Annotated in this window: 22 protein-coding genes and 2 riboswitches; of the genes, 13 read left to right on the forward strand and 9 right to left on the reverse strand. The window is 72.4% G+C overall.

Annotation, left to right across the window (positions count from 1 at the left end):
* Positions 1-119: 119 nt before the first annotated feature.
* The 12 genes from ABD140_RS28270 to ABD140_RS28325 all read left to right on the forward strand — a co-directional run bounded on the left by ABD140_RS28270 (position 120) and on the right by ABD140_RS28325 (position 12,270).
* Positions 120-1,772: a class I adenylate-forming enzyme family protein gene (locus ABD140_RS28270; protein ID WP_344244060.1), complete on the forward strand. Its 1,653-nt coding sequence runs from the start codon at positions 120-122 to the stop codon at positions 1,770-1,772.
* A complete protein-coding gene (locus ABD140_RS28275; RefSeq protein WP_344244061.1) occupies positions 1,769-2,554 on the forward strand; it encodes a class II aldolase/adducin family protein in 786 nt (261 codons plus the stop codon). The genes ABD140_RS28270 and ABD140_RS28275 overlap by 4 nt, the downstream gene beginning before the upstream one ends.
* A gap of 124 nt (positions 2,555-2,678) precedes the next feature.
* Positions 2,679-3,845, forward strand: a complete 1,167-nt coding sequence (locus tag ABD140_RS28280; RefSeq protein ID WP_344244062.1) for an alpha-hydroxy acid oxidase — start codon at positions 2,679-2,681, stop codon at positions 3,843-3,845.
* Entirely contained in the window at positions 3,842-4,843 is a 1,002-nt protein-coding gene (locus tag ABD140_RS28285) for a D-2-hydroxyacid dehydrogenase (RefSeq protein ID WP_344244063.1), read from the forward strand. Before ABD140_RS28280 ends, ABD140_RS28285 begins: the two co-directional genes overlap by 4 nt.
* 25 nt (positions 4,844-4,868) lie before the next feature.
* Positions 4,869-5,384, forward strand: a complete 516-nt coding sequence (locus ABD140_RS28290; RefSeq protein ID WP_344244064.1) for a DUF7700 domain-containing protein — start codon at positions 4,869-4,871, stop codon at positions 5,382-5,384.
* 290 nt (positions 5,385-5,674) lie between these two features.
* Positions 5,675-6,559, forward strand: coding sequence for a VOC family protein (locus ABD140_RS28295; RefSeq protein ID WP_344244065.1), 885 nt, complete (start codon positions 5,675-5,677; stop codon positions 6,557-6,559).
* Positions 6,560-6,632: 73 nt separating this feature from the next.
* Positions 6,633-7,808: an acyl-CoA dehydrogenase family protein gene (locus ABD140_RS28300; protein WP_344244066.1), complete on the forward strand. Its 1,176-nt coding sequence runs from the start codon at positions 6,633-6,635 to the stop codon at positions 7,806-7,808.
* Positions 7,809-7,953: 145 nt separating this feature from the next.
* Complete coding sequence (locus tag ABD140_RS28305) at positions 7,954-8,940, forward strand: sugar ABC transporter substrate-binding protein (RefSeq protein WP_344244067.1); 987 nt, start codon at positions 7,954-7,956, stop codon at positions 8,938-8,940.
* 9 nt (positions 8,941-8,949) lie between these two features.
* The gene (locus ABD140_RS28310) at positions 8,950-9,978 is read left to right on the forward strand and encodes an ABC transporter permease (RefSeq protein ID WP_344244068.1); all 1,029 of its coding nucleotides are present in this window, start codon (positions 8,950-8,952) and stop codon (positions 9,976-9,978) included.
* Positions 9,975-10,433 carry an ATP-binding cassette domain-containing protein gene (locus tag ABD140_RS28315; protein ID WP_344244070.1) on the forward strand — a complete coding sequence of 153 codons (459 nt, stop codon included), beginning with the start codon at positions 9,975-9,977 and terminating at the stop codon, positions 10,431-10,433. Before ABD140_RS28310 ends, ABD140_RS28315 begins: the two co-directional genes overlap by 4 nt.
* Positions 10,361-11,398, forward strand: a complete 1,038-nt coding sequence (locus ABD140_RS28320; RefSeq protein ID WP_344244071.1) for a sugar ABC transporter ATP-binding protein — start codon at positions 10,361-10,363, stop codon at positions 11,396-11,398. Before ABD140_RS28315 ends, ABD140_RS28320 begins: the two co-directional genes overlap by 73 nt.
* 11 nt (positions 11,399-11,409) lie before the next feature.
* A complete protein-coding gene (locus ABD140_RS28325) occupies positions 11,410-12,270 on the forward strand; it encodes an alpha/beta fold hydrolase (RefSeq protein ID WP_344244072.1) in 861 nt (286 codons plus the stop codon).
* A 166-nt stretch (positions 12,271-12,436) separates the two neighbouring features.
* Here the strand turns inward: ABD140_RS28325 and ABD140_RS28330 are convergent, their stop codons facing one another.
* From ABD140_RS28330 to gcvP, 3 genes are all read right to left on the reverse strand, one after another.
* Positions 12,437-12,994 (reverse strand): flavin reductase family protein, encoded by a 558-nt coding sequence (locus ABD140_RS28330; RefSeq protein ID WP_344244073.1) that lies wholly within the window; start codon positions 12,992-12,994, stop codon positions 12,437-12,439.
* 79 nt (positions 12,995-13,073) lie between these two features.
* Positions 13,074-13,856 (reverse strand): tetratricopeptide repeat protein, encoded by a 783-nt coding sequence (locus ABD140_RS28335; protein WP_344244074.1) that lies wholly within the window; start codon positions 13,854-13,856, stop codon positions 13,074-13,076.
* 110 nt (positions 13,857-13,966) lie between these two features.
* Positions 13,967-16,828 carry an aminomethyl-transferring glycine dehydrogenase gene (gcvP, locus tag ABD140_RS28340; protein WP_344244075.1) on the reverse strand — a complete coding sequence of 954 codons (2,862 nt, stop codon included), beginning with the start codon at positions 16,826-16,828 and terminating at the stop codon, positions 13,967-13,969.
* Between the two features lie 120 nt (positions 16,829-16,948).
* A riboswitch (glycine riboswitch) is annotated at positions 16,949-17,036 on the reverse strand.
* A riboswitch (glycine riboswitch) is annotated at positions 17,037-17,132 on the reverse strand.
* Between the two features lie 169 nt (positions 17,133-17,301).
* Here gcvP and ABD140_RS28345 point away from each other — a divergent pair.
* Entirely contained in the window at positions 17,302-19,710 is a 2,409-nt protein-coding gene (locus ABD140_RS28345) for a flippase-like domain-containing protein (RefSeq protein ID WP_344244076.1), read from the forward strand.
* 64 nt (positions 19,711-19,774) lie between these two features.
* Here ABD140_RS28345 and ABD140_RS28350 read toward each other — a convergent pair whose 3' ends face one another.
* The 6 genes from ABD140_RS28350 to clsA form a co-directional block, all read right to left on the reverse strand.
* Positions 19,775-20,374, reverse strand: coding sequence for a MerR family transcriptional regulator (locus ABD140_RS28350; protein ID WP_344244077.1), 600 nt, complete (start codon positions 20,372-20,374; stop codon positions 19,775-19,777).
* 252 nt (positions 20,375-20,626) lie between these two features.
* Positions 20,627-21,097, reverse strand: coding sequence for a bifunctional nuclease family protein (locus tag ABD140_RS28355; RefSeq protein WP_344244078.1), 471 nt, complete (start codon positions 21,095-21,097; stop codon positions 20,627-20,629).
* A 54-nt stretch (positions 21,098-21,151) separates the two neighbouring features.
* Positions 21,152-21,820, reverse strand: coding sequence for a transcriptional regulator FtsR (gene ftsR / locus ABD140_RS28360; protein WP_344244079.1), 669 nt, complete (start codon positions 21,818-21,820; stop codon positions 21,152-21,154).
* A complete protein-coding gene (locus ABD140_RS28365; protein WP_344244080.1) occupies positions 21,817-22,341 on the reverse strand; it encodes an FHA domain-containing protein in 525 nt (174 codons plus the stop codon). Before ABD140_RS28365 ends, ftsR begins: the two co-directional genes overlap by 4 nt.
* Positions 22,342-22,611: 270 nt before the next feature.
* Positions 22,612-25,110 carry a sugar phosphate nucleotidyltransferase gene (locus ABD140_RS28370; RefSeq protein ID WP_344244081.1) on the reverse strand — a complete coding sequence of 833 codons (2,499 nt, stop codon included), beginning with the start codon at positions 25,108-25,110 and terminating at the stop codon, positions 22,612-22,614.
* The gene (clsA, locus tag ABD140_RS28375) at positions 25,107-25,712 is read right to left on the reverse strand and encodes a cardiolipin synthase ClsA (RefSeq protein ID WP_344244082.1); all 606 of its coding nucleotides are present in this window, start codon (positions 25,710-25,712) and stop codon (positions 25,107-25,109) included. Before clsA ends, ABD140_RS28370 begins: the two co-directional genes overlap by 4 nt.
* Between the last annotated feature and the right edge of the window lie 91 nt (positions 25,713-25,803).

The raw sequence follows: 25,803 nt of genomic DNA on the forward strand, positions 1-25,803 counted from the left end.
TCAGGGCCGACGATCTTGGCACTTTCCCCGGGAACCGAGGTTGACACGGGTCACATAAAACATCTAGAACATTTGACCACAGGGTCCTCGTGGCCCCGGACGAGTGGAGGGACGCCGCAGTGCCCTGGGTCAGCAGTGAAACGGCTCGCGCCTACCGGGAGGCCGGATGGTGGGCCGACGACACCGTCTTGGACGCCGTCCGCCGGAACGCCGCCGCCGAGCCGGACTCCCCCGCCTACACCTGCGACGGGCTCCGGGTCTCCTGGAGCGGGTTCCAGCTGGTCTCCCAGCAGCTGGCGCAGGTGCTGGTGGAGGCCGGCGTGCGGCCGGACGACCGCGTGGCGGTCTGCATGCGCGACTCCATCGAGCTGCACGCCTGCTTCGTCGCGGTCGAGCACGCCGCCGCCACCATCGCGGGGATCGGCGCCCGGGCCGGCCGGCGGGAGATCCGGCACCTGCTGGGCCAGGTCGGGGCCGCCCTCCTGGTCACCGGCCCGGTCCACGACGGCGCCGACGCCGCCGATCTCGTCGCCGGGCTGCGCGCCGAGGGCCTGGACCTGCGCCACCTGGTGGTGTGCCTGGACCCGGACGGCCTCACCGCCGTCCTCGACGGCGTGCCGGTGCGGCCCGGCGAACGGGCGGTCCGCGAGCTGGCCGAGCGCCGGCGCGGCCCCGACGACCTGTATCTGATCAACTCCACCTCGGGCACCACCGGGCTGCCCAAGGCCGTCCTGCACACCCAGAACCGCTGGACCTACTTCCACCGGAAGGCGGTGGCGAACGGCGCCCTCGGCCCCGGCGAGGTGATCCTGGGCGCCGTGCCCGCCCCGTTCGGCTTCGGGCTGTGGACCTCGCACATCACGCCGATCCGGCTCGGCGCGCACACCGTCCTGCTGGACCGCTTCACCCCGCGGGCGGCGCTCGAGGCGATCGAACGCGAGCGCGTCACCATGCTGTGCTGCGTCAGCACGCAGTTCATCATGATGCTGACCGACCCGGACCTGGACCGCCACGACCTGTCGTCCCTGCGCGTGGTCTTCACCGGCGGCGAGACCGTGCCCTACGAGCGCGCCCTGGAGTTCGAGCGCCGCACCGGCGCGGCGATCCTGCAGTTCTACGGCTCCAACGAGACCGGCCTGCTCAGCGGCACCACCCTGGCCGACCCGCCCGAGAGGCGCCTGCGCACCGCGGGCCGCGTCGCCCCCGAGATGCGGGTGCGCCTCTTCGACGGCGACCGCGACGTCACCGGCCAGGGGCGCGGCCAGCCCGCCTGCAAGGGCCCCGCCACCGGCATCGGCTACCTCGACGACGAGGCCGCCAACGAGAAGCTGTTCACCCCCGACGGCTGGATGCTGATGGGCGACATCTGCGAGATCGACGACGAGGGCTACCTGACCGTCGTCGGCCGGCTGTCGGACTTCGTCGTCCGGGGCGGCAAGAACATCAGCCTCCCCGTGGTCGAGAACGACGTCCTGGGCCATCCCGCCGTCGCCCACGCCGCGGCCGTCGGCATGCCCGACCCCGTCTTCGGGGAACGGGTCTGCGTCTACGTCGAACTGCGCCCCGGGGCCTCCCTCACCCTCGACGGCCTCCGCGCCCACCTCGCCGAACGCGGCGTGTCCAAGGAGCTGTACCCCGAGCGCCTCATCGCCTTGGCGGAGCTGCCGCGCTCCTCCGGCGCCAAGGTCGCCAAGGGCGAGCTCCGCGCCGACATCGCCCGCAGGATCGCCGCGGAGGCCGAGCACGCATCCCCCACGACAGGAGAACGATGATGGACAGCACGACCAAGGACGCGCCGCGCCGGGGCGGTCTGGAGGTGTGGTCGCCCTCGGCCATGCCGCCCCTGGGCGCCGACCTCACCGACGAGCAGGCGCTGGCCTGCTCCTTCCGGGTGCTGGCGCGGGAGGGCTTCGCCGAGAACATGGCCGGGCACATCACCTGGCAGCGGCCGGGCGGCACCCGCATGCTGGTCAACCCCTGGGGCCTGTGGTGGGCGGAGCTGACCGCCTCCGACGTCTGCGAGGTCGACGAGGACGCCAACGTCACCGCCGGGCGCTGGGACGTCACCCCCGCGATCCACATCCACACCGAGCTGCACCGGGCGCGCCCCGACGCGCGCGTGGTGGTGCACAACCACCCGTACCACGTGTGCGTGCTGGCGGCGCTGGGCGTCCTGCCCGAGCTGGTCCACCAGACGGGCTCGATGTACCTCGACGAGATGGTCTTCGTGCGGGAGTACGCCGGCGAGGTCGACTCCCCCCGGCTGGCCGCGGAGCTGGCCGGGCAGATCGGCTCGGCCAAGGTCGCCGTCCTGGGCAACCACGGCGTGATCGTGACCGGCACGGACCTGGTGGAGGCGACCTACCGGGCCGCCTCCTTCGACCGGGCGTGCCGGCTGGCCTACGACGTGCTGGTCACCGAGCGCGATCCGCTGCGCATGCCGCGGGGCGCGATGACCGGCATGAAGGCGTCGCTGATCGAGCGCGCCGCCGAGGTCTACTGGCGCGGCGCGGTCCGCTCGCTGATCAGGGACGAGCCCGAGGTGCTCGGCTGACCCCGGCTCTCCCTGTGAATGGGAACCGGGGATCCGATCCCCAGGTTTTTGCATTGAATGAAGCCCTTCTTCCTCCGCGATCCGGAGGTTGAGCACGGCTTCCGAGTTCTGAGAAGAGGTCGCCATGGCCATGAGCAGACGCGAGACGTCGTCCGCCGCGCGGCTGGTCTCGATCGAGGACGCGCGGCGGCGGGCCCGCCGGCGCGTGCCGCTGCCGGTCTTCGACGTGGCCGACGGGGCCGCCGAGGCCGAGGTGACGGCCCGCCGCAACCTGGCGGCCTTCGCCGACGTCCGCTGGTACCACCGTGCCGCCACCGCGGCCGGCGCCCCGGACACCGGCACCACCCTGCTCGGCCGCAGGGTGGCCTTCCCCCTGGTCACCGCGCCGTGCGGGCTGGCTGGAGCGTTCCACCCGGCGGCCGAGCCCGCCGTGGCCAGGGCCGCGGCCCGCGCCGGGGTCCCCGCCGCGATCAGCACCTGCTCCAGCGCGAGCCTGGAGGAGGTCGGCGCGCGGGGCGGCGACGGGGGCAAGTGGTTCCAGCTGTACTTCCTCGGCGGCCGGGACGGGGCCGAGTCCCTGATCGACCGTGCGGCCGGAGCCGGATACGAGGCGCTGGTGGTCACGGTGGACACCCCGGTGTCGGGGCACCGCGAGCGCGACGGCGCCCACGGCGTCTCCCTGCCCATGGACCTGAGCCCGGCCAACCTCGCGCGCCTGGCGCCGGTCGTGGCGCGGCGGCCGGGCTGGCTGTGGCGGCTGGCCCGCGACCGGCACTCCATCGAGATGGGCAACGCCGGGGCGGCGGGCGACATCGCCTCGATCTTCGCCGAGCCGCCGACCTGGGCGGACCTGGGCTGGATCCGGGAGCGCTGGAACGGCCCGCTGGTGGTCAAGGGGCTGATGACCCCGGCCGACGCCCGGCGCGCGGTCGACGCGGGCGCGGACGCCGTCGTCGTCTCCAACCACGGCGGACGGCAGCTCGACGGGCTGCCCGCCTCGCTGGAGGCGCTGCCCGCCGTCGTCGAGGCGGTCGGCGACCGGGCCGAGGTGCTGCTGGACGGCGGCGTCAGACGCGGGTCGGACATCGCCAAGGCGCTCGCCCTGGGCGCCCGCGCGGTCCTGGCCGGCCGCGCCCACCTCTACGGCCTGGCCGCGGCCGGGGAACCCGGAGTCGACCGGGTCCTGGAGCTGCTGGCCGGGGAGCTGCGGCGCACGATGACGCTGCTGGGGTGCGCCTCCGTGGCCGACCTCGGACCGCACCTCCTCGACCCCTCCGGGGAGGGGCGATGAACGCTGCGATCACCGGTGCCGCGCTGCTGTACCCGGGAAGGCTGCACGCCGACGGGGCGGAGGGCCCGGCCCTGGAGAGGCTGCGCGCCCGGCATCCGGGCGTGGAGTTCCACCGCGCCCCCTACGACGCCGAAGCCGCGCTGGCCGCCGGGTCCGCGCCGTCCGGGCTCACAGCGGAGGTCGTCGCGGCGCTCGGGCGGGCCGAGGCCGTCCTCTGCCTCGACCTGCCCGAACCGGTCCTGAAGCTGGCACCCCGGCTGCGCTGGGTCCAGAGCGCGGCCACGGGCGTGGAGCGGCTGCCGCTCGCCGCCCTGCGGGCCGCCGGGGTCGTGGTCAGCAACGCCGCGGGCACCGCCGCGCCCGAGATAGCCGAGTTCGTCCTGGCCCGCATCCTGGAGGACCGCAAACGGCTGCCCGAACTGGCGGCCCTGGCCGCCGAACGGGCCTGGCGGCCGGTCTACGGCGCCGGGCTGAGCGGGGTCCCCCTGGGCCTCGTCGGGTTCGGCGCCATCAACCGGCGCGTCGCCCGGCTGGCGGCGGCGTTCGGGATGGAGGTCCACGTCTGCCGCAGACGGGGCGGGCCGCCGCCCGAAGGCGTGCGCCGGGTCCATCCCCTCCCGGAACTGAACACCATGCTGGCGCGCTGCGAGATCGTCGTGGCGGCCCTCCCCGAGACCCCGGAGACCATCGGCATCCTCGGCCGCGAGGCCCTGGCCGCGCTGCCGCGCGGGGCGCTGCTGCTCAACGTGGGGCGGGGCTCGGCGGTGGACGAGCCCGCGCTGCTCGACGCGCTCGCGCGCGGGAGCCTGCGGGCCGCCCTCGACGTCGCCGCCCGCGAGCCGCTGCCGCCCGGCGACCCCCTGTGGGACGCGCCGGGCGTGCGGATCTCCGCCCACTGCTCCAGCGTCCCGAGCGCCGGCGTCGAGCGGGTGCTCGAGCTCTTCGGCGACGGCCTCAGCCGGTGGGAGGCCGGCGAGGCGCCGACCCACCAGATATGACCCACCCCCACGGAACGGAGCGACCATGCAACCCAGTGGCATCGAGGCCTACGTCCTCGGCCGCAGCTACGACGTCATGCCCATCCCCATGGACCCCGAGGCGTGCGTCGAGGTCCCTGCGGGACCGATCACCTTCGTGGTCGAGGCGCGGGTGCTGACCGACGAGGCGATCAACCAGAACGCGGTCGAGCGCGGCAGGCCGGACGCCACCTACGACACCGGCATCCACGACGGCGGCGCCTCGGTGCACGTGGTGGAGACCGCGACCGGGCTGGAGCACCTGCGGTTCGACTGCTTCGACAACGAACCGCACTACCACTACATCCGCAACGACGAGCAGGCCAACGTCCTGGTGCGCTTCGACGACTTCGCCGAGGGCGACCCGCACCGGTGGACGGTCGAGCGGCTGCGGCACCGGCTGCCGCACATGCTGGAGTACGCGGGCGCCTCCGAGCTGGCCGAGCAGGTCCGCGGCGCCGACCTCGAAGCGGCCGTCGCCCAGGTGGAGCAGCTGCTTCTGCGGGCCGGATCCGCGGCCTGAGCCGGTTTCCGGCCGCCTCCCGGTCGGCTCCCGAGGGATGCCGACCGGGTGGCCGCTCTGCTCTGGAACGCTCCACTCCACCGACCGTCTGAGCAGTAAAAACAAAAAATCGAATCTTCTAGAAGTTATTGACGTATTTGGTGCTCGAGACCTAGTGTCATGCCTCATCCCGAACTGTGGCCTCCGCCACAGAGGCCCCGCGGACGGACCCGTCCCGGATGCGCACCCGGGCGGAACACATCCGGGCAGAGCACCCCGTTCCACCCCCGAAGACCTGGAGGAGAACCGCCGTGAAAATCCACTCGCTGGGCTACCTCGTGATCCAGTCCACCGACCCGGCGGCCTGGCGCGACTTCGGCACCCGGATCCTGGGCCTGATGCCGGGCCGCCACGACGACGAGGGCACCCTGTGGCTGCGCGCCGACGAGCGCTGCCAGCGGCTGGTCATCGAGGGCGGTGAGGCCGACGAGGTCGCGGCGATCGGCTGGGAGCTGCGCAACGACCTGGTCCTGGAGGACCTGCTCGCCGAGTTCGACGCCGCCGGCGTGGCCTACGAGCGCGTCGAGGGCCTGGCCGCACGGCGCGGCGTGGCCGACCTCGTCCGCGTCACCGACCCGGCCGGCTACGTGCTGGAGTTCTACTGGGGCATGCAGGTCGAGCCGGCCCCGTTCGTCTCCCCCGCCGGGGTCTCGGGCTTTCGCACCGGCTCGGCGGGCCTGGGCCACGTCGTGCTCGCCGCCCACCCCTTCGCCGAGACCAACGCCTTCTACCGCCGCCGCCTGGGCTTCGGCCTGACCGACTTCGCGGACATGGGCGGCACCCCGGGCCACTTCCTGCACACCAACGAGCGCCACCACAGCCTCGCCCTCATCGGCGTCGACAGAAGCGCCTGGTTCGTCAAGGGCGGCCTGGTCCACCTCATGGTCGAGATGAAGACGATCACCGACGTCGGCATGGCGCACGCCCGGGCCGCCGCGGCGGGGTGCGAGTTCTTCGAGACCCTCGGCGAGCACGCCAACGACCGGATGTTCTCCTTCTACGTCGACTCCCCCGCCGGCTTCCCGATCGAGGTGGGCGCCGGAGCCGTCGAGATCGACCCGGACACCTGGACCTCGGTCGACATCCCCTTCCCCGACATGTGGGGCCACCAGGTCCTCGGCGTCCCCGAGCAGTGAGGGGCCGGCCCGCCCCGCCCCTCTCCCCCGCCGGCCGTCCGGCCGGCCCCCCAGCACAGACAAGGAGTCCACGATGTCCCACCCGGTGATCGAGCGCATCGAGAAGATCTCTCCCGAGGTGACCGCCCTGGCCGAGGAGGCCGAGCGGCTGGGCCGCCTGCCCGAGGAGTCGGTGCGCCTGCTCAAGGGCACCGGCATGACCCGGATGCTGCAGCCCAGGGAGTGGGGCGGCGAAGAGGCGCACCCGGCCGACTACATCGAGGCCGTCATGGCCGCCGGAGCCATGGGCTGCTCCTCGGCGGGCTGGGTCGGCGGCGTCGTCGGCCTGCACCCCTGGGAGGTCGGGGTCATGGACCCGCGCGTCCAGGAAGAGGTCTGGGGCGAGGACCGGGACACCTGGATCGCCTCCCCCTACGTGGCGCTCGGCCGCGCCAGGAAGGTCGACGGCGGCTACGTCTTCAACGGCCGCTGGACCTTCTCCTCGGGCAGCGACCACGCGGGCTGGGTGCACCTGGGCGGCCTGATCCTGGACGACAAGGGCGAGCCGGTCCCCGGCGACCACCACTTCCTGATCCCGCGCGGCGACTTCCAGATCGTCGAGGACTCCTGGGACGTCGTCGGCCTGAAGGGCACCGGCTCCAACGACATCGTCGTCGAGGACGCCTTCGTGCCGGAGTACCGGGTGCTGCAGTACTCCACCGTGGTGGACGGCACCGCCGCCGCGGCGGTCGGCAGGGGCGACAACCCGCTCTACGCCATGCCGTGGTTCTCCCTCTTCGGCAACGCGGTCACCGCCACCGTCATCGGCATCTGCGAGGGCGCGCTCGCCGCGACGCTGGACTACCAGCGCGAACGCGCCAACGTGTTCGGCACCAGGATCACCCAGGACCCCTACACCCTGCCGTCCATCGCCGAGGCGGCCTCGGAGATCCGCGCCAGCCGGGTGCAGGTCCTGGACAACGTCAACCGGATCTACGACGTGCTGGCCAAAGGCCAGGTGCCCTCGCTGGCGCTGCGGGCCGAGGCCCGCCGCGACCAGATCCGCAGCAGCTGGCGGGCCGTCGAGGCCGTCGACTCCCTCTTCTCCCGCACCGGCGGCAACGCCATCCGCGCCGACAAGCCGCTGCAGCGGCTGTGGCGCGACGCCCACGCCGGGCTCAACCACGCGGTCAACATGCCCGGTCCCTCCTACCAGGTCGCCGCGCTGTCCTTGATGGGTTTCGAGCCCGCGCCCGGCTCGCTGCTCTGACGCCCGGCGGACGACCGCCACCCCGCACGAACACCAGTGACACGGCCGGCGAGGCCGGCCGTGCTCTTCAACGCGCCTTCCGCACCACAGAGCCGGCCTGGGGGCGGCCGCTCCTTCCCACCCCGCAGTCCCACCTGGAGTACGCATGTCCGCATTCCGCGACCGCCGCCCCTTCCGGGCCGTGCTCGGCGGCGTCGCCGCCCTGGCCTTCGGTCTGTCACTGTCCGCCTGCGGCGGCTCCGACGAGGGCGCCGTCCGCATGGCGCTGTCCAACGGCTACGGCCCCAGCGGCCCCGTCGACGACTTCATCGCCGGCCTGTCCTGCTACGCCGAGCGCAACGGCCTGGGCAAGCCGCTGGTCACCCACGCCGACGGCGACGTCAACACCCAGCTCAACGACATGGACAGCATGATCGCCCGCGCGAACCAGGTCGACGGGGTCTTCGTCATCCCGGTCGACCCCGGCGCCCTCAAGCCCGCCTACGACCGGGCCGACAAGGCCGGCATCTCGGTCGTCGACCCCCTCTCTCCTGACAACAGCGGCAAGTTCCTCACCGACGCCTCCGCCCACGTGGCGCCCGACGACCTGGGCGTGCCGCAGATGATCGTGGACCACCTGACCGGGGAGTACGCGGACGCGAAGAACATCGTCGTCCTCGGCCCGCAGCCCGGCCAGGCGATGTCCGACACCCGCTCGGCCAACTTCAAGAAGGCCGCCGAGCAGGCCGGCCTGAAGGTGGTGGGCGAGATCCACCTGGAGAACATCACCACCGAGGAGGCCCAGCAGAAGATGGAGGACTTCCTCACCCAGCACCCCGAGACCCAGGCCGTCTTCTCCCAGAACGGCGCGATGGCGCGCGGCGCCGCACTCGCCGGCAAGAGCCAGGGCAAGGACCTGGTCATCACCTCGCTCGACAACGACGAGGCGACGCTCAACGCCGTCAAGGGCGGCGACATCGCCGCGGCGTTCGGCGCCGACCTCTTCTCCGTCGCGTTCAAGGCGTCCCGGCAGGTCGAGGCGATACAGCGCGGCGAGAAGGCGGAGTACCTCACGGTGCCCTACCAGAAGTACACCAAGGACGACGCCGGGATGACCGCCTCCGACGCCCGCTGCGGCGAGTACCAGGAGTAGGGGAGCGCGATGAAACTGGCGATCTCGAGCCCGGCGGGGAACCCCCAGGTCCCCCCGGCCGGGCCGGACCCGGCCTCCCGGCTGCGGACCCTGCTCCAGAGCGCGCCGCCGTGGACCGGCATCGGCGTCCTGGTCGTGGTGATGTTCGTCGGGATGTCGATCGGCAACGAGTACTTCCTGAACTACGCCAACCTCAACAACGTGCTGCGCGGCGCGGTGGTGCCGCTGCTGCTGGCCCTGGGCACCACCTTCGTCATCACCACCGGGATGATCGACCTGTCGCTGGGCTCCCTGCTGGCGCTCGACACCGTCCTCATGCTCGGGTTCATGAACGCCGGGCTTCCGGTGCCGGTGGCGGTCCTGGCCACCCTGGCGGCGTCCGCCCTGCTCGCCGGCCTGGTCAACGGCCTCCTGATCGCCAGGTTCCAGCTGTTCTTCATGGTCGTCACCCTGGGCACGATGTCGATCTTCCGGTCCGTGGCGCAGCTGGGCACGGACGGCACCTCGGTGCAGCTCTACGACCGGGCGGGCTTCGACTTCGTGCTCTGGCTCGGCGACGGGTCCGTCGGCCCGGTCTCCGTCCCGGTCGTGCTGGCCGCGATCCTGCTGGCGGCGTCCGTCCTGCTGATGAGGTTCACCACCTTCGGGCGCAACCTGCTGGCGGTCGGCGGCAACGCCGGCGCCGCGCGCCTGGCGGGCGTCCCGGTGGAGCGGGTGCAGATCCTGGCGTTCGCCCTCAACGGGCTGTTCATCGGCGTCGCGGCGGTGGTGATGGCCGGGCGCATCCAGGCGGCCTCCCCCAGCATCGGCATCGGCATGGAGCTGTCGGTCATCGCGGCGGTCCTGCTCGGCGGCTCCTCGTTCATGGGCGGCAACAGCACCTTCCTGGGCACCCTGATCGGCGTGGTGTTCGTCTCGCTGCTCGACAACGCGCTGAACCTCCTGCAGGTCCAGACGTTCTGGCAGGGGGTCGTCACCGGCGCGGTGCTCATCGTCGCCGTCGGCATCGACCGGCTCCGGGCCAGGAGCAGGACATGACGGCCGGCCGGCTCGCCATCTCCGGAGTCCGCAAGCAGTACGGCGGCACCGTGGCCCTCGACGGCTTCGCGCTCGATGTCGCGCCCGGGGAGGTCCGGGGCCTCATCGGCGAGAACGGCTCGGGCAAGAGCACCGCGATGAAGGTCCTCTCCGGCGAGGTCGCCCCGGACCTCGGCGAGGTCCGGGCCGGCGGGACGCCCCTGCCCGCGCTCGACCCGGCCTCCCGACTGAAGGCCGGTGTCGGCGTCGTCATGCAGGACCCGCACCTGTGCGACGACCTGACGGTGGCGGAGAACCTCGCGCTGGGCCGGCTCGGCCGGCGGGGCCTGGTGCGCTGGCGGAAGGTCCGCGAGGACGCGACCTGTCCCAGGACGACAAGCACATGGTCGAGGTCGCCCGGGTCCTGGCGTGGGACTGCGGTGTCATCGGGTTCGACGAGACCACGGCCTCGCTGACCGAGGACTACGTCGAGCGGCTCTTCACGATCATGCGTGAGCTCAGAGAGGGCGGCGCCGCCCAGGTGTTCATCAGCCACCGGCTCAACGAGATCATGGAGATCTGCGACTCGGTGACGGTGCTGCGCGACGGGCGGCTGGTCGGCACGGTCGCCACGGCCGAGACCAGCGAGGCCGAGCTGATCGCGATGATGGTAGGCCGCTCGGTGGCCGACCGCTACCGGCGCTCCCCCGCCTCCCTCGGCCCGACGGTCCTGCGGGCCCGCGGCCTGCGTCCGCGTCCGCTGCCGGACGCCTTCGACCTGGACCTGCGCGCCGGGGAGGTCGTCGGTATCGGCGGCCTGGTCGGCAGCGGCCGGTCGGAGGTGCTCGAGGCCCTCTACGGCACGATCGGGCGCGCCGGAGAGGTCGAGGTGAACGGCGCGTCCGTCCGCCCCGGGGACCCGCGCCGCGCCATCGCCGCGGGCATGGGCCTGGTCCCCGAGGACCGGCGGGCCCGGGGCGTGGCCATGGAGCAGTCGGTGCGCGCCAACGCCACCATGGTGCTGGACGGGGCGCGCCCGCTGTGGGCGCCGACCAGCAGAGCCGTGCAGGCCGAAGTGCTCTCGGTGCTGTACGACCAGATGAAGCTCAAGGCCGCGGACGACGAGATCCCGGTGCGCACCCTGTCGGGCGGCAACCAGCAGAAGATCGTGCTGGGTCGCTGGTTGTGGCACCGCCCGGCGGTCCTGCTGCTGGACGAGCCCACCCGGGGCATCGACGTGGGCGCCAAACGCGAGATCTACGCCCTGATCGAGAGGCTGGCCGAGGAGGGGACGGCGATCCTGCTGGTCTCCTCCGAACTGCCGGAGCTGACCGGCCTGTGCGACCGCATCCTCATGATGCGCGAGGGCAGGGTCGTCGGGGAGTTCGGCCGGGGCGCCACCGACATGGAGCTCATGACAGCGGCCGCAGGCCACCAGTGAGAGGAGAGGACATGCCCTCAGCGGGCTACGGATACCAGGAGACCTCCCGGACCGCGACGGTCGGCGGGCAGCGGATCCACTACAACGAGGCCGGCGAGGGGCCGGTCGCGATCCTTCTGCACGGCGCGGGCCCCGGCGTCTCGGGGTGGGCCAACTTCGCGGACAACCTCCCGGTCTTCGCCGGGTCCTTCCGCACCCTCATCGTCGACCAGCCCGGTTTCGGCGCCAGCGAGACGGCCGCGTACGAGGGCGACTTCTTCAGCCACAGCGCCGCCACGGTCGTCGGGCTGATGGACGAGCTGGGCATCGAGAAGGCTCATATCGTGGGCAACTCGCTGGGCGGCGGTGTCGGCACCCGCATGGCGCTCGACCACCCCGGCCGGGTGGACCGCCTGGCGCTGATGGGCCCCGGGGGCATGACCGCCCGGCTGTTCACGCCCGAGCCGACCCTGGGGCACACTCGCCTGTACGACTTCAACGCCGCTCCCAGCCGGGAGAAGCTCGCGGTCTTCATGCGCGGGATGGTCCACGACGCCTCCTTCGTGACCGAAGAGATGATCGACGACCGGTTCGAGCGCTCGCAGCGGCCCGGGGCGGCCGAGGCGTTCGAGCGGTTCCGCACCAGCTTCCTGACCCCCGAGGGCTCCCGCAGGATGCAGCTGTGGCGGGAGGCCGCCGCGATCGAGCACGAGACCCTCCTGCTGTGGGGGCGCGAGGATCTGGTGAACCCCTACGACGGCGGGCTGTTCGCGTTCTCCCTCATGCCCAACGTCAGCCTGCACGTCATGTCGCGCTGCGGCCACTGGGCGCAGGTGGAGCGGGCCCGGGAGTTCAACCGCGTGGTGATCGGCTTCCTCCGCGACGACGGGTGACCCCGCGCGGCGAAGCCCCCGGTCCGCTCACGGTGAGCGGACCGGGGGCTTCGTCATGAGTGTCAGGGCGTGTCCGGCGCGGCCTTCTCAGCCGGTTCCCGAGGGGGCCCGGCCCTCGAGGGGCCGGGCGGGCGGATCGGGACGGCGGTCGGATGGAGGAGCGGGCTCAGACCCGGTCATCACCCCATCCCCACACATCGGGGATGCGCCAGTCCTGCTCGTCCTGGACGCCGAACCCGCCGCGGAAGAAGATCATCGGTCGGCCGTCGCCGGGCGTCTCCAGCTCCAGCACCCTGCCGATCACCACGTCGTGGTCACCGGCCGCGGTCACCTGGTGCACCTCGGCGTGGACGCGCATGAGGACACCGGGCAGGGAGGGGGTGCCCCAGCGGGACGCCTCCCAGTCCAGGCCCTCGTACTTGGCTCCCCTGCTGGAGCCGAAACGGGCGCAGAGGTCCTGCTGCTCCTCGCCGAGCACGTTCACCGTGAAGCGGCCGGCCGCCCGGATCCGCGGCCAGGCGCGTCCCTTGTGGTCGGCGCAGAAGAGCACCAGCGGGGGCTCGAGGGAGACGGAGGCGAAGGACTGGCAGGCGAAGCCCGCCGGCTCGCCCTCGTGCAGCCCGGTGACGACGGTGACGCCGCTGGCGAAGCTTCCCATCGCCCGGCGCATTTCCAGCGGGGTGGGCTCGACGGCCTCCGGCGCGGGATGAATCTGAACACTCATGAAAGAATAATAATGCCCATAGTCACACTAATTACAGCCTTCCTCTACAGAAGGCTAGAAAATAGACAAAGCGCAGTAATTAACCCGTGGACTGCGCGCGGTTCAGGCGGGCGGCGACCTGTTCGGCCAGCAGCGGATCGGCCAGGCCCCGCTGCCAGATGTGCGCCGCCTCCTCGTCGCGGCCGCGCAGGGGGAGGGTGCGGGCGAGCAGCTCGACGGCGAGCGGGGCGACGTCCGGGGCGTCCGTGGCGTCCACCGCGGCGCGGAACGCGCCGATCGCCTGCTCCAGGTGGGTCAGGCCCATCGCCACCGCCAGCCGGGCGTAGGCGTAGCCCTCGGGGGGCGCGGCGCGCAGGGCGGCGGCGAGGATCTGCTGGGCGCGGGCCGTCTGGCCCTGCTCCAGCAGCCGCTGGGCCAGGTCGTGGGCGGCGACGGGGGCGTGCTGCTCGTCGCCGGTGGCGATGACCTTCTGCCACCAGCCCGCCGCGGTCTCGGTGTCGCCGTCGTCGTCGGCGAGCTGGGCCAGCGCCAGGCAGGCGGCGGGCAGGTAGGCCGGGTGCGCCGAGGAGACCACCAGGCGCCAGGCCTGCTCGGCGGCCGGGCGGTCCCCGGCCCGCTCGCAGGAGACCGCCAGGTGGTAGGCGGCGCGCGGGCCGTACTCGGGGTCGCCGGTCTCGATGGCCGTCCAGTCCGCGTCGCGGGCCGCGGCGTGCTCACCGAGCTCCTCCAGCACCACCGCCAGTCCCAGCGCGGCCTGCGCGCGTCCGGACGGATCGGGTTCGTCCAGCGCCGCGGCGAAGAGTTCCGCGGCGGCGGACAGATCACCGGTCTCCGCCAGCAGGCGGGCCTGAGCCAGGGTCATGGCGGAGCTGCCTCCTTCGAGAAGTGCTCACGCGACCCTACTGAAAAGGACCGCGCCGTCGGAGAGACGACACGGCCCTTTCCTGATCAATAGCCTCAAGCTCGGACCGATCAGTCCTCGAAGGCCTCCGGCGGCGGGCAGGAGCAGACGAGGTTGCGGTCGCCGAAGGCCTGGTCGATGCGGCGGACCGGCGGCCAGTACTTGTTCTCCCGCAGGGAGGCCACGGGGTAGGCGGCCTCCTGGCGGGTGTAGCCGTGCTTCCAGTCGTCGGCCGTCAGCGTCTCGGCGGTGTGCGGGGCGTTGCGCAGGGGGTTGTCCTGGGCGTCCCACTCGCCGGAGGCGACACGGCCGATCTCCGCGCGGATCGCGATCATGGCGTCGCAGAAGCGGTCGAGCTCGGCCAGGTCCTCGCTCTCGGTCGGCTCGATCATCAGCGTGCCGGCCACCGGGAAGGACAGGGTCGGGGCGTGGAAGCCGTAGTCGATGAGGCGCTTGGCGACGTCCTCGGCGGTGACCCCGGTCTCCTTGGTGATCTTCCTCAGGTCGGCGATGCACTCGTGCGCCACGAGGCCGTTGCGGCCGGTGTAGAGCACCGGGTAGTGCGGGGCGAGCCGGCGCGCCACGTAGTTGGCGGCCAGGACCGCCACCTGGGTGGCGCGCAGCAGCCCGTCGTGGCCCATGAGCGCGATGTAGGTCCACGGGATGGGCAGGATGCCCGCCGAGCCCCACGGGGCCGCCGAGATCGGGCCGACGCCGGTGTCGGGGCCGGCCTCGGGTCGCAGCGGGTGGTTGGGCAGGAACGGCGCCAGGTGCGCGCCGACCGCGACCGGGCCGACGCCCGGACCGCCGCCGCCGTGCGGGATGCAGAACGTCTTGTGCAGGTTGAGGTGGGAGACGTCGGCGCCGAACTCGCCGGGCCGGGCCAGGCCGACCAGCGCGTTGAGGTTGGCGCCGTCCACGTACACCTGGCCGCCCGCGGCGTGCACCGCGGCGCAGACCTCGGTGATCGACTCCTCGTACACGCCGTGCGTCGAGGGGTAGGTCACCATGATCACCGACAGGTCGGCGGCGTTCTTGTCGATCTTGGCGCGCAGGTCGGCCATGTCGATGTTCCCGGCGTCGTCGCACTTGACGACGACCACCCGCATCCCGGCCATGACGGCGCTGGCGGCGTTGGTGCCGTGCGCCGACGACGGGATGAGGCAGACGTCGCGGTGCTCCTCGCCGCGGGAGGCATGGTAGGCGCGCACCGCCAGCAGCCCCGCCAGCTCGCCCTGCGACCCGGCGTTCGGCTGCACCGACACCCTGGCGTAACCGGTGATCTCCGCCAGCCAGGCCTCCAGCTCGCCGATCAGCTCGACGTACCCGGCGGCCTGCTCGACCGGCGCGAACGGGTGGATGTTCGCGAACTCCGGCCAGGTGATCGGCTCCATCTCGGTGGTGGCGTTGAGCTTCATCGTGCACGAGCCCAGCGGGATCATCGACCGGTCCAGGGCGATGTCCTTGTCCTGGAGGCGGCGCAGGTAGCGCAGCATCGCCGTCTCGGACCGGTGGGCGTGGAAGACCGGGTGGGACAGGAAGGTGCTGGTGCGGCGCAGCTCCTCCGGCAGCTCCTCCACCGGCTCGGCCAGCGCGACCGCGCGGCGGAACCCGCGCTGCTCGATCGCCTCCAGCAGCGTCTGCAGGTGCTCCTCGGTGGTGGTCTCGTCGAACGCCACCGCGATCGTCCGGTCGTCCACGAGGCGGATGTTGAAACCGGCGCGCCGCGCGGCCTCCACCGCGGCGGGGGCGTGGCCGGGGACGCGGATGGTGAGGGTGTCGAAGTAGTGCTCGTGCACGACCTCGAAGCCCTCGACCTCCTGGGCCTCGATGGAGGCGGCGAACGTCGCGGCCATCCGGTGCGCGCGGCGCGCGATCTCCGTCAGCCCCTCGGGGCCGTGGTAGACGGCGTACATCGAGGCCATGACGGCCAGCAGCACCTGCGCCGTGCAGATGTTGGAGGTCGCCTTCTCCCGCCGGATGTGCTGTTCGCGGGTCTGCAGCGCCAGCCGGTACGCCTGGTTCCCGTCGGCGTCGACCGACACCCCCACCAGGCGGCCGGGGAGCTGGCGCTCCAGGCCCTCCCGGACGGCCATGTAGCCGGCGTGCGGGCCGCCGAAGCCGTAGGGCACGCCGAACCGCTGGGCCGAGCCCACCACGATGTCGGCCCCGATCTCGCCGGGCGGGGTCAGCAGGGTCAGCGCCAGCAGGTCGGCGGCCACGACGAACTGCGCGTCGCGGGCGTGCGCCGCCTCGGCCACCGGACGCAGGTCGCGGACCCTGCCGGACGCGCCGGGGTACTGGGCCAGCACGCCGAAGACGTCTCCCTCGGGGAGGCCCGCGTCCAGGTCGGCCACGACCACCGGGATGCCCAGCGGCAGCGCCCGCGCCCGCACGACCTCGACCGTCTGGGGCAGCGCGTCGGCGTCCACCACGAACACGCCGGGCTCCTTGCGGCGGGTGGCCCGCAGCGCCAGCGCCATCGCCTCGGCGGCCGCCGTGCCCTCGTCCAGCATGGAGGCGTTGGCCACGGGGATCCCGGTCAGGTCCGAGACCACCGTCTGGAAGTTCAGCAGCGCCTCGAGCCGGCCCTGGGAGATCTCCGGCTGGTAGGGCGTGTAGGCGGTGTACCAGCCCGGGTTCTCCAGCACGTTGCGCAGGATCACGCCCGGGGTGATCGTGCCGTGGTAGCCCAGGCCGATCAGCGAGGTGAGCACGGTGTTGCGGGAGGCCAGCTCGCGCAGCCGCGCCAGCGCGGCGGTCTCGCTCAGCGCGGGCGGCAGGTCCAGCGGGCGGCCGGTGCGGATCGCGGCGGGCACCGCGGCCTCGCTCAGTGCGTCGAGATCGGCGAAGCCGACGGCGGCGAGCATCCTGGCCTGGTCGTCGGCGGACGGCCCGATATGCCGGTCGGAGAAGTCGAACTGCGCGGTCATGGACGAGCCTCCTGGAACACGAAAGGGTTGAGGAGGGGTCGTGAGACCCCGTTCCACCGGGGGCGACCCCCGGACCCCCGCAGAGGAACGAACGATCCTCGCTTCGCTGCGGTCGTTCGTTCCTCCCCCTCTGTCATGGGGACCTGAGAGCTTCACCCGGTGGGCTTGCACCTTCGGTGGGGCCCTGTGGCCCGCTTTCCAGAGGCGCCTCGCCCACACGGTCCTTTTGCCTGAGAGGTTCCGGGGAGGTTGCTCCTTCGGCGCTCCACGCCGGCTTGCGCGGAGTCTCTCCCGCACGGGGTCGACAGCACGATCAGTCTATCCGGTGGGCCATCGGCCTCCCGCGGACGGGCCCGACAGGGAAAGATCGGGTTGTTCCGCCACGCACGGAACAACCGCCGGATGCTTGATCACACGGTGTCATGGTGGGGCTAATCTTTGGGGACGACCGGAACCGGGAGGACGGTGTAAGCGTGACGAGCACTCAGGGCGGCGCTGCCCTGGAGCCGATGCCGTCCTCGTCCGGGGCGGTGGTGGTGGAGGAGCCCTCCCTCCCGAACCGGATCCGCAACCCCGCCACCCTGGTACGGGCGCTGGCGTGCCTGGCCGGGCTGGGACTGCTCCTGCTGCTGACCTCCCTGGCCACCCAGACGACCACCGGCCTGGAGACCGACATCAGCCGCGGCACCGAGCAGGCGCCGCACTTCCTGCTGAGCCTGGCCGGGCTCACCTCCAGCTTCGGCGTGCTGGCCGTGCCGGTGGTGTTCGCCCTGGACCGCATCGCGCGCCGGGACGGCATGCGGGTGATGTTCGGGCTGTTCGCCGCGATCGCCGGCCTGGGCGTGGACTACGCGGTGGAGGCCTGGGTCGCCGCCAACGGGCCCAGCGAGCTCACCGGCGTGCTGGGGCCCGCGGGCTCCGACACCGTCTCGCTGCAGTCCGACCTCACCCCCGTGATCGCCTACATCACCGCGGTGCGCCTGGGGGGGCGGCCCCGCTGGCAGGCGGTCATGTGGGGCACCATCGCCCTGGCCGCCCTGGCCTCCCTGGTGGCGGGCCGCTCCACCGCCCTGGGCCTGGTCGCCACCTACCTCATCGGCCGCCTCGTGGGCTATCTGACGCTCTACGGCCTGGGCACCCCCAACCCGCGGCCCCCGGGCAGCGCGGTGGCCGGCGTGCTGCGCCGGTTCGGGATGCGGCCGACCCGCATCGTGCGCACCGACGACGGCACCCTGGACCACCGCAGCTACCTGGTGGAGCTGCCCGAGCGGCGGCTGGACGTCACCCTCCTGGACCGCGACCAGCAGGCGGCCGGCCTGTTCTACCGGATCTGGCGCGGGCTGCGGCTGCGGGCCAACCAGCCGCGCCGCGCCGTGCGCTCGCTGCGCCGCTCCCTGGAACAGGAGTCGCTGGCCTCCTACGCCGCGTCCACCGCGGGTGCCCGCACCCCGCGGCTGCTGGCCACCTCCGAGGTCGGCACCGAGGCCGCGCTGCTGGCCTACGAGCACCTGGCGGGAGTGCCGCTGGCCGACCTGCCCGACGAGGAGCTCACCGACGGGCTCGCCATGGACCTGTGGCGGCAGCTGGAGGTGCTGCACCACCACCGGATCGCCCACCGCAGCCTCGACGACACCGCGATCGTGATCTGTGAGGGCGAGCCCTGGCTGGTGGGGTTCGGGCGGGGCGAGACCGCCGCGGGCGACCTGCTGCTGCGCCTGGACCACGCCCAGCTGCTCACCACGCTGGCGCTGCGGGGCGGCGCGGCGCGCGCGGTGAAGGAGGCCGCCGCGGTCATCGGGCCCGGCGCGCTGGGCGCGGTCGTCCCGCTGCTGCAGAAGGTCGCCCTCTCCCGCGACACCCGCACCGCGCTGCGCCGCGACAAGCACCTGCTGAGCGCCCTGCGCGAGGAGATCCTCAAGTTCACCCCGGAGACCGAGGTCGCGCCGGTCCGGCTCGAGCGCTTCCGGCCGCGCACCATCATCAGCATCGTCGCCGGGACGGTGGGCGTCTACTTCCTGCTCTCCCAGCTGAGCAACGTGGACCTGGGCGAGCTGGTGACGCAGTCCGACTGGCGCTGGGCGGGGCTGGCGGCGGTGGCGGCCGCCCTGTCCTTCGTGGCGGCGGCGATGATGGTCATCGGGTTCGTGCCCGAGCACATCCCGCTGGGCCGCACCATCCTGGCCCAGCTCGCCGCCTCGTTCGTCAAGCTCGTCGCGCCCGCGGCGGTCACCGGCGTGGCCATCAACACCCGGTACCTGCAGCGGATGGGCGTGCGCCCCGGGCCCGCCGTGGCCAGCGTGGGCGCCTCCCAGCTGGTCGGCCTGGGCGTGCACATCCTGCTGCTGCTCGTCCTGGGCTTCCTCACCGGCTCGGGCGGGGTGGGCACCGACTTCACCCCGTCCCGCACCGTGGTGCTGGGGCTGCTGGCGGTCGCGACCGTGGCGGTGGTCGCGGCGGCGATCGGGCCCCTGCGGCGGCTGGTGGTCGGCCGGGTGCGGCAGCTGTTCGCCGGAGTGGTCCCCCGGCTGCTGGACGTGGTCCAGGACCCCCGCAAGGTCGCCACCGGCCTCGGCGGCACCCTGCTGCTGACGGTGTCGTTCGTCTTGTGCCTGGACTTCTCCATCCGGGCGTTCGGCGGCTCGCTGGGCTGGACGGCCGTCGCGGTGGTCTTCCTCACCGGCAACGCGCTGGGATCGGCCGCCCCCACCCCGGGCGGCCTCGGCGCGGTCGAGACGACGCTGACGCTGGGCCTGACGGTGGCGGGGCTGCCGGCGGGGACGGCGACCTCCGCGGTGCTGCTGTTCCGGCTGCTGACGTTCTGGCTGCCGGTGCTGCCGGGCTGGGCCGCCTTCACCTACCTCCAGCGGCGCGACGCCCTCTGAGGCCCTCCCGGAACGCTCAGAAGGTCCGTGCGGTCCGCGGAGAGGGCGGCTCTCCCCGGGCCGTTCAGCCGGTCTTGCGGGCGCGGCGGCGGGCGGACAGCTCGTCCCGGCCCGTCCTGGGCTCAAGGTAGGGGTCGGCGTTCTCCGCGGGGAGGTTCGCCAGACTGCCCTCGACCTCCTGCCAGACCCGGCCCAGGGCTATGCCGAAGACGCCCTGGCCGCCCTGGAGCAGGTCGACGACCTCGTCGGCGCTGGTGCACTCGTAGACGCTGACGCCGTCGCTCATCAGGGTGATGGTGGCCAGGTGCTCCACTCCCCTGTCGCGCAGGTGGGTGACCGCGGTGCGGATCTGCTGGAGCGAGACACCGGCGTCCAGCAGCCGCTTGACGACCTTCAGCACCAGGATGTCGCGGAACCCGTACAGGCGCTGGCTGCCCGAGCCGTGCGCCGGGCGGATGCTCGGCTCGACCAGCCCGGTGCGGGCCCAGTAGTCGAGCTGGCGGTAGGTGATCCCGGCCGCCGCGCACGCCGTGGGGCCGCGGTAGCCGGCGTTCGGGTTCGGCATGGCCACCGCGTTGTCGAAAAGCAGGCCTTGCTCGCCGGCCTGCCGAGAGGCGAGCCGGCGCTCACGGTCCACCTTGTCCTCGCCGCTGCTCACCGCCACGCGGACCTCCGGCTTCTGTCAGCTCCCAGGTCTCCGGCAAGGGGGTTTGCCGGAATTTCCCCACGAGTGCTCCACCAGCACGGTAGGTGCCGGTCAGGGCAGGGTCAACGTTCACCGTCGGCGCGTCGCAGAGCGGATGTATCCGGCTTCACATGCGCAAACGGCTCACTTGTCAGCTCCCCCTCCACCCCTACCCCCGCGCTGCGGGGGCGGAAACGGACGGGACCCGGTGGGATCGGCCGAACCCGCAGGTCAGGCGTCCCGTTCGAAGTCCTCGGGAGAGACCGTGTCGAGGAACTCGCGGAATTTCTCCACTTCGTCTTCCTGTTCGTCCGGGATCGCCACCCCGGCCTCGTCCAGGACCTCCTCGCTGACGAAAATACTCGAACCGGTGCGCAGCGCCAGCGCTATCGAGTCCGACGGCCGTGCGCTGACCTCGGCGCCGTTGGAGAACACCAGGTCGGCGAAGAAGATCCCCTCGCGCAGCGCGGTGATGTTCACCGTGTGCAGGGAGGCCCCCAGCGCCTCGATGACCTCCTTGAACAGGTCATGGGTGAGCGGCCGGGCCGGCAGCATGCCCTGCTGGGCATAGGCGATGGCGGTCGCCTCCACCGCGCCGATCCAGATGGGCAGGTAACGATCGCCCTCGAGTTCCTTCAGCAGGACGATCGGCTGGTTGGAGGGCATCTCGACCCTGACGCCGACGACCTCCATCTGCTTCACAGCGGCTCCTCGCCTCGCGACGGTCCTCAAGACCCAAACTACACCTTGAGGCGGCTAACCACCCAAGCTGTCCTTGAGACCCGCCGAGACCAGGGCGGTGTGCAGCGCCAGGGTGAGCCCGCTCAGCTCGCGGGCGGTCCTGCCCGCCGCCTCGTGCGCCCCCGGCGCGCGGCGCTTGAGCAAGGGCGCGATGGTCTGCTCGATCAGGGCCAGCTCCCGCTCGGCCGCCGCCTTGATCGCCCGCAGGTGCCGCGCCTCGAAACCGTATCCGGCCAGCCGGACCGCGGTCCTGGCCACGGTCAGGGCGTCGGAGTCGTAGTGCGCGCCGGCGCGGCGCACCAGCCCGTAGGCCTCCAGCTCCTCCAGCCGGTCCTCGGAGATCCCGGCGCCGTCCAGCAGCTGGCGCCGGGTCAGCGCCACCTCGGCGGCGGGCGGGGAGCCGGCGTCGGCGGCGACCAGGGTGCGCGGCGGCCGGCTGTCGAGCTGCTCCTTGATCACCCGCAGCGGCAGGTACCTGTCGCGCTGGGCGGCCAGGATGTAGCGCAGCCGCTCCACGTCCACGGAGGTGAACTTCCGGTAGCCCGAGGGGGTGCGCTCGGGCTCGATGAGGCCTTCGGCCTCCAGGAAGCGGATCTTGGAGTGGGTGATGTCGGGGAACTCGCCCTGCAGGGTGGCCAGGACGTCCCCGATGGTCATGTACGCCCGGGCGGCTTGCGCGCTCACCCGTGCTGGGGGTTGGTGAGGAACACGACGCGGAACTTGCCGATCTGCACCTCGTCGCCGCCGTTGAGCGCCGCGTGGTCGATCCGCTCCCGGTTGACGTAGGTGCCGTTCAGGCTGCCCACGTCCCGGACGGTGAAGCCCGTCCCGTGCCGGGCGAACTCGGCGTGCCGCCGCGAGACGGTGACGTCGTCGAGGAAGATGTCGCTCTCGGGGTGGCGCCCGGCCGAGGTGCGGTCCTTGTCGAGCAGGAACCGGCTGCCGGCGTTGGGGCCGCGCCGCACCACCAGCAGGGCGGTGCCCGGGGGCAGCGTCTCCACGCTCAGCTGGTCGGAGGCCTCCTCGGAGGACTCGGGGATCTCCAGCCCGTCGGTCAGTCCGCTGATCGAGATGGTCGAGGTTGACTCACCGGGGGTCTCCGGAACCGGCTGGGCGTTGCGGACCAGCGGAGTGCCGCAATTGGAGCAGAAGCGGGCGCCATCGGGATTGGCGTGACCGCACTGCGTGCAGTAGACGCTCGGCATCGATCGGCTCGGCCTCCTACCATCGGCGCGCCCCCGGGACACGCCTCCGCTCTACTTGACTCCGGTCTGGACAACGCTACCGGCCGTATGTCCGGCGGTCTATGCCGCCGCGCGGAACGGGCCCGCCGGAAAGGCTGTCAGGAAGACCGTACCGCGCTGACGGCACCACCCGTGCGCGGAAGATCGATTCATCATGACCGAATCGCCGGAACCGGGGGTGACATCGGGGCATTTCGGACACCCCGATGTCACCCTGAGGTGGGGACCGCCTCAGGCCCCCGCCGCCTCCACGACCGCCGCCCACTCCTCCAGGAGCGCCGCGGCGGCGTCGTGGTCGGGCCCCTCGGCCCACAGGTGGGTCACCGCGTCGGCCGGATCCGGCAGGACCAGCGCCCAGCGCCCGTCCTTCTCCACCACCCGCACCCCGTCGGTGGTGTCGACGGTGCGGTCGGCGGCCGCCTCCACCACGTGCCGCATGACGCTGCCCTTGGCCGCCCACGGGGTCGGCACCGACCGCTTGAGCAGATGGGCCTGCGGGATGCGCTCCTCGATCTGGGAGAGGGTCAGGCGGGTGCGCGCCACCAGCCCGATCAGCCGGACGAACGCCGCGACGCCGTCCACGGTGTGGCTGAACTCGGGGAAGATGAACCCGCCGCGCCCGTCCCCGGCGAAGACCACTTCAGGGTCGGCCGCCGCCCTGGTCAGCACGTCCTGGGACGTGGAGGTCCACATCACCCGCACCCCGTGCCCGCGGCAGACCTCCTCGGCGACCCGGGTGGTGGTGACCGGCAGCGCCACCGTGCCCCCGCGCAGCTCGGCGGCGACCAGGTCGAGCAGGACCAGCAGCGCGCGGTCGTCGGAGATGCGCTCGCCGTTCTCGTCGACCAGCGAGATCCGCTCCCCCACCGGGTCGAACCGCACGCCGAACGCGGCCCTGGAGGAGGAGACCAGCTCTCCCAGCAGTGCCAGGTCGCGGGAGCGCTCGGCCGGGGTCTCGGTGGGGTTGACCTCGTCGAGCCGGTTGTTGCGGGTGAGCACCTCCACCCCGACCCGGCCCAGCAGCCAGGGCAGCACGTTGGAGGTGACGCCGCCGGCGCAGTCCGCGACGATCTTGAGCTCGGCCTCCCGGATGCCGGACATGTCCATCCGGGCCAGCAGGTCGCGGCTGTAGGACTCCACGGTCCGCTGGGGGTAGCTCAGCTCGGCGATCTCCCCCGGGAAGGCCCTGCGGTACTCCTGGCGGCCGAAGACCCGCTCGAGCTTGCGCTGGGCCGCCTGGGAGAGGTCGGCGCCGGTGTCGTCGAGGAAGAGGATGTCCACGCCCTGCGGGTCGCCGGGCGTGGTGCGGATCACGATGCCGCCCGCGCAGTCCTCGCGGGCGGTCTCGAACCTGGCGAGCGGCAGCGCGCACGCCTCCAGGTCCTCGACGTTGATGGCGCTGGCGGTGAGGGCGGCGATGGCCGCGCGCTTGAGGGTGCGCGCGGCGCGGGAGGCGTCGCGGGCGGTGACGACCGTGGCGCCCTTCTTCAGCGTGGTGGCGTACGCGCTGGTCAGCCGGACCACCAGCTCCGGGGTGATCTCCACGTTGATCAGCCCGGAGACGCCGCGGGGGCCGAAGAGGTTGCGCTGGCCGCGCGACTCCCAGATCACCGAGGTGTTGACCACGGCCCCGGCCTCGATGGTCTTGAAGGGGTAGACCTTCACCCCGTTGGAGACGTAGGCCTCGGCCTCGATGACGCACTCGTCGCCGACGACCGCGTTCTCCTCGATCCTGGCGCCGGCCATGACGTCGGTGTTCTTGCCCACCACGCAGCCGCGGAGGTGCGTGGAGGGGCCGACGTAGACGTTGTCGTGGACCACGGCGCGGTGCAGGAAGGCGCCCTCCTTGACGACCACGTTGCTGCCCAGGACGGTGTACTCGCGCAGCTCCGCGCCCGCCTCGACCTTGGCGTAGTCGCCGACGTACAGGGGGCCCTTGAGGACGGCGGAGGAGTCGACCTCGGCGCCCTCGGCGACCCACACGCCCGGGGACAGCTCGAAGCCGTCGATCTCCAGGTCGACCCTGCCCGAGAGCATGTCGGCCTGGGCCTTGAGGTAGCTCTCGTGGGTGCCGACGTCCTCCCAGTAGCAGTCGGCGACGTACCCGTACAGCGGGGCGCCCTCGGCCAGCAGGGCGGGGAAGACGTCGGAGGACCAGTCGACGCTCTCGCCGGGGGCGACGCGCTCCAGGACCTCGGGCTCCATGACGTAGATGCCGGTGTTGACGGTGTCGGAGAACACCTGGCCCCAGGTGGGCTTCTCCAGGAAGCGCTGGATGCGGCCCTGCTCGTCGACGATGATGATGCCGAACTCCAGCGGGTTGGGCACCCGCTTGAGCCCGATGGTGACCAGCGCGCCGTTCTCCTTGTGGAAGCGCACCATGTCGGTCAGGTCCAGGTCGGTCAGGGCGTCGCCGGAGATGACCAGGAAGCGGTCGTCGCGCAGGGCGTCCTCGGCGTTCTTGACGCTTCCGGCGGTGCCCAGGGGCACCTCCTCGGTGGCGTACTGCAGACTCATGCCCAGCTCTTCGCCGTCGCCGAAGTAGTTGCGGATCAGCGAGGCGAGGAACTGGACGGTGACGACGGTCTCGGTGAAGCCGTGCCTCTTCAAAAGGCGGAGCACGTGCTCCATGATCGGGCGGTTGATGACGGGCAGCAGAGGCTTGGGCTGGTTGGCGGTCATGGGACGCAGTCGCGTCCCCTCGCCTCCTGCCATCACGACGGCCTTCATGGCGCGGATGCGACTCCCTCGTTCTCGGCGCCCCCGGGGGGCAGGGCTCGGATGAGTTGTCGTGCCTGAACGGTGTAGAGGACCGCGGCCCACCAGTACAGGGCCGCGCCCCACAGGGCGAACGCCCACCCGACGACGCGGGCGGCGGTGGCGACGCCGCCGTCGTGGGAACCCCACAGCAGCAGCGGGAAGGCATAGAGGAGGTTCATCGTGGCGGCCTTGCCCACGAAGTGCACGGGCAGGCCGTTCCAGCCATATCGCTTCAGCAGGCCCAGCAGGCCCGCCATGTAGACCTCCCTGCCGACGAGCAGGGCGGTGAGCCACCAGGGGACGATCTCGCGGGCGGTCAGCCCCACCAGGGTGGCCAGGATGTAGAGGCGGTCCGCCGCGGGGTCGAGCAGCGTGCCGAGCCGGCTGGTCTGGTCCAGCATCCGGGCGAGCTTGCCGTCCGCCCAGTCCGACAGGCCCGCCAGCATCAGCAGGCCGATCGCCCAGCCGTCGTGGCCAGCGAGGACCAGCCAGAAGAAGAGCGGCACCCCCAGGAGCCTCGCGAGGCTCAGGGCGTTCGGCACCGTCCAGATCCGGTCCTTCGTCTCTGCCAAAGCGGCTTCCACCTCCTGGGGGTTGACCTTACCTGCCAGGAGATCTCAACTCCCTCGGTGGATCGCTCCACCGGAAAGTAACGCTCCGCTA

This window comes from Actinocorallia libanotica (assembly GCF_039525175.1).
GTDB lineage: Bacteria > Actinomycetota > Actinomycetes > Streptosporangiales > Streptosporangiaceae > Actinocorallia > Actinocorallia libanotica.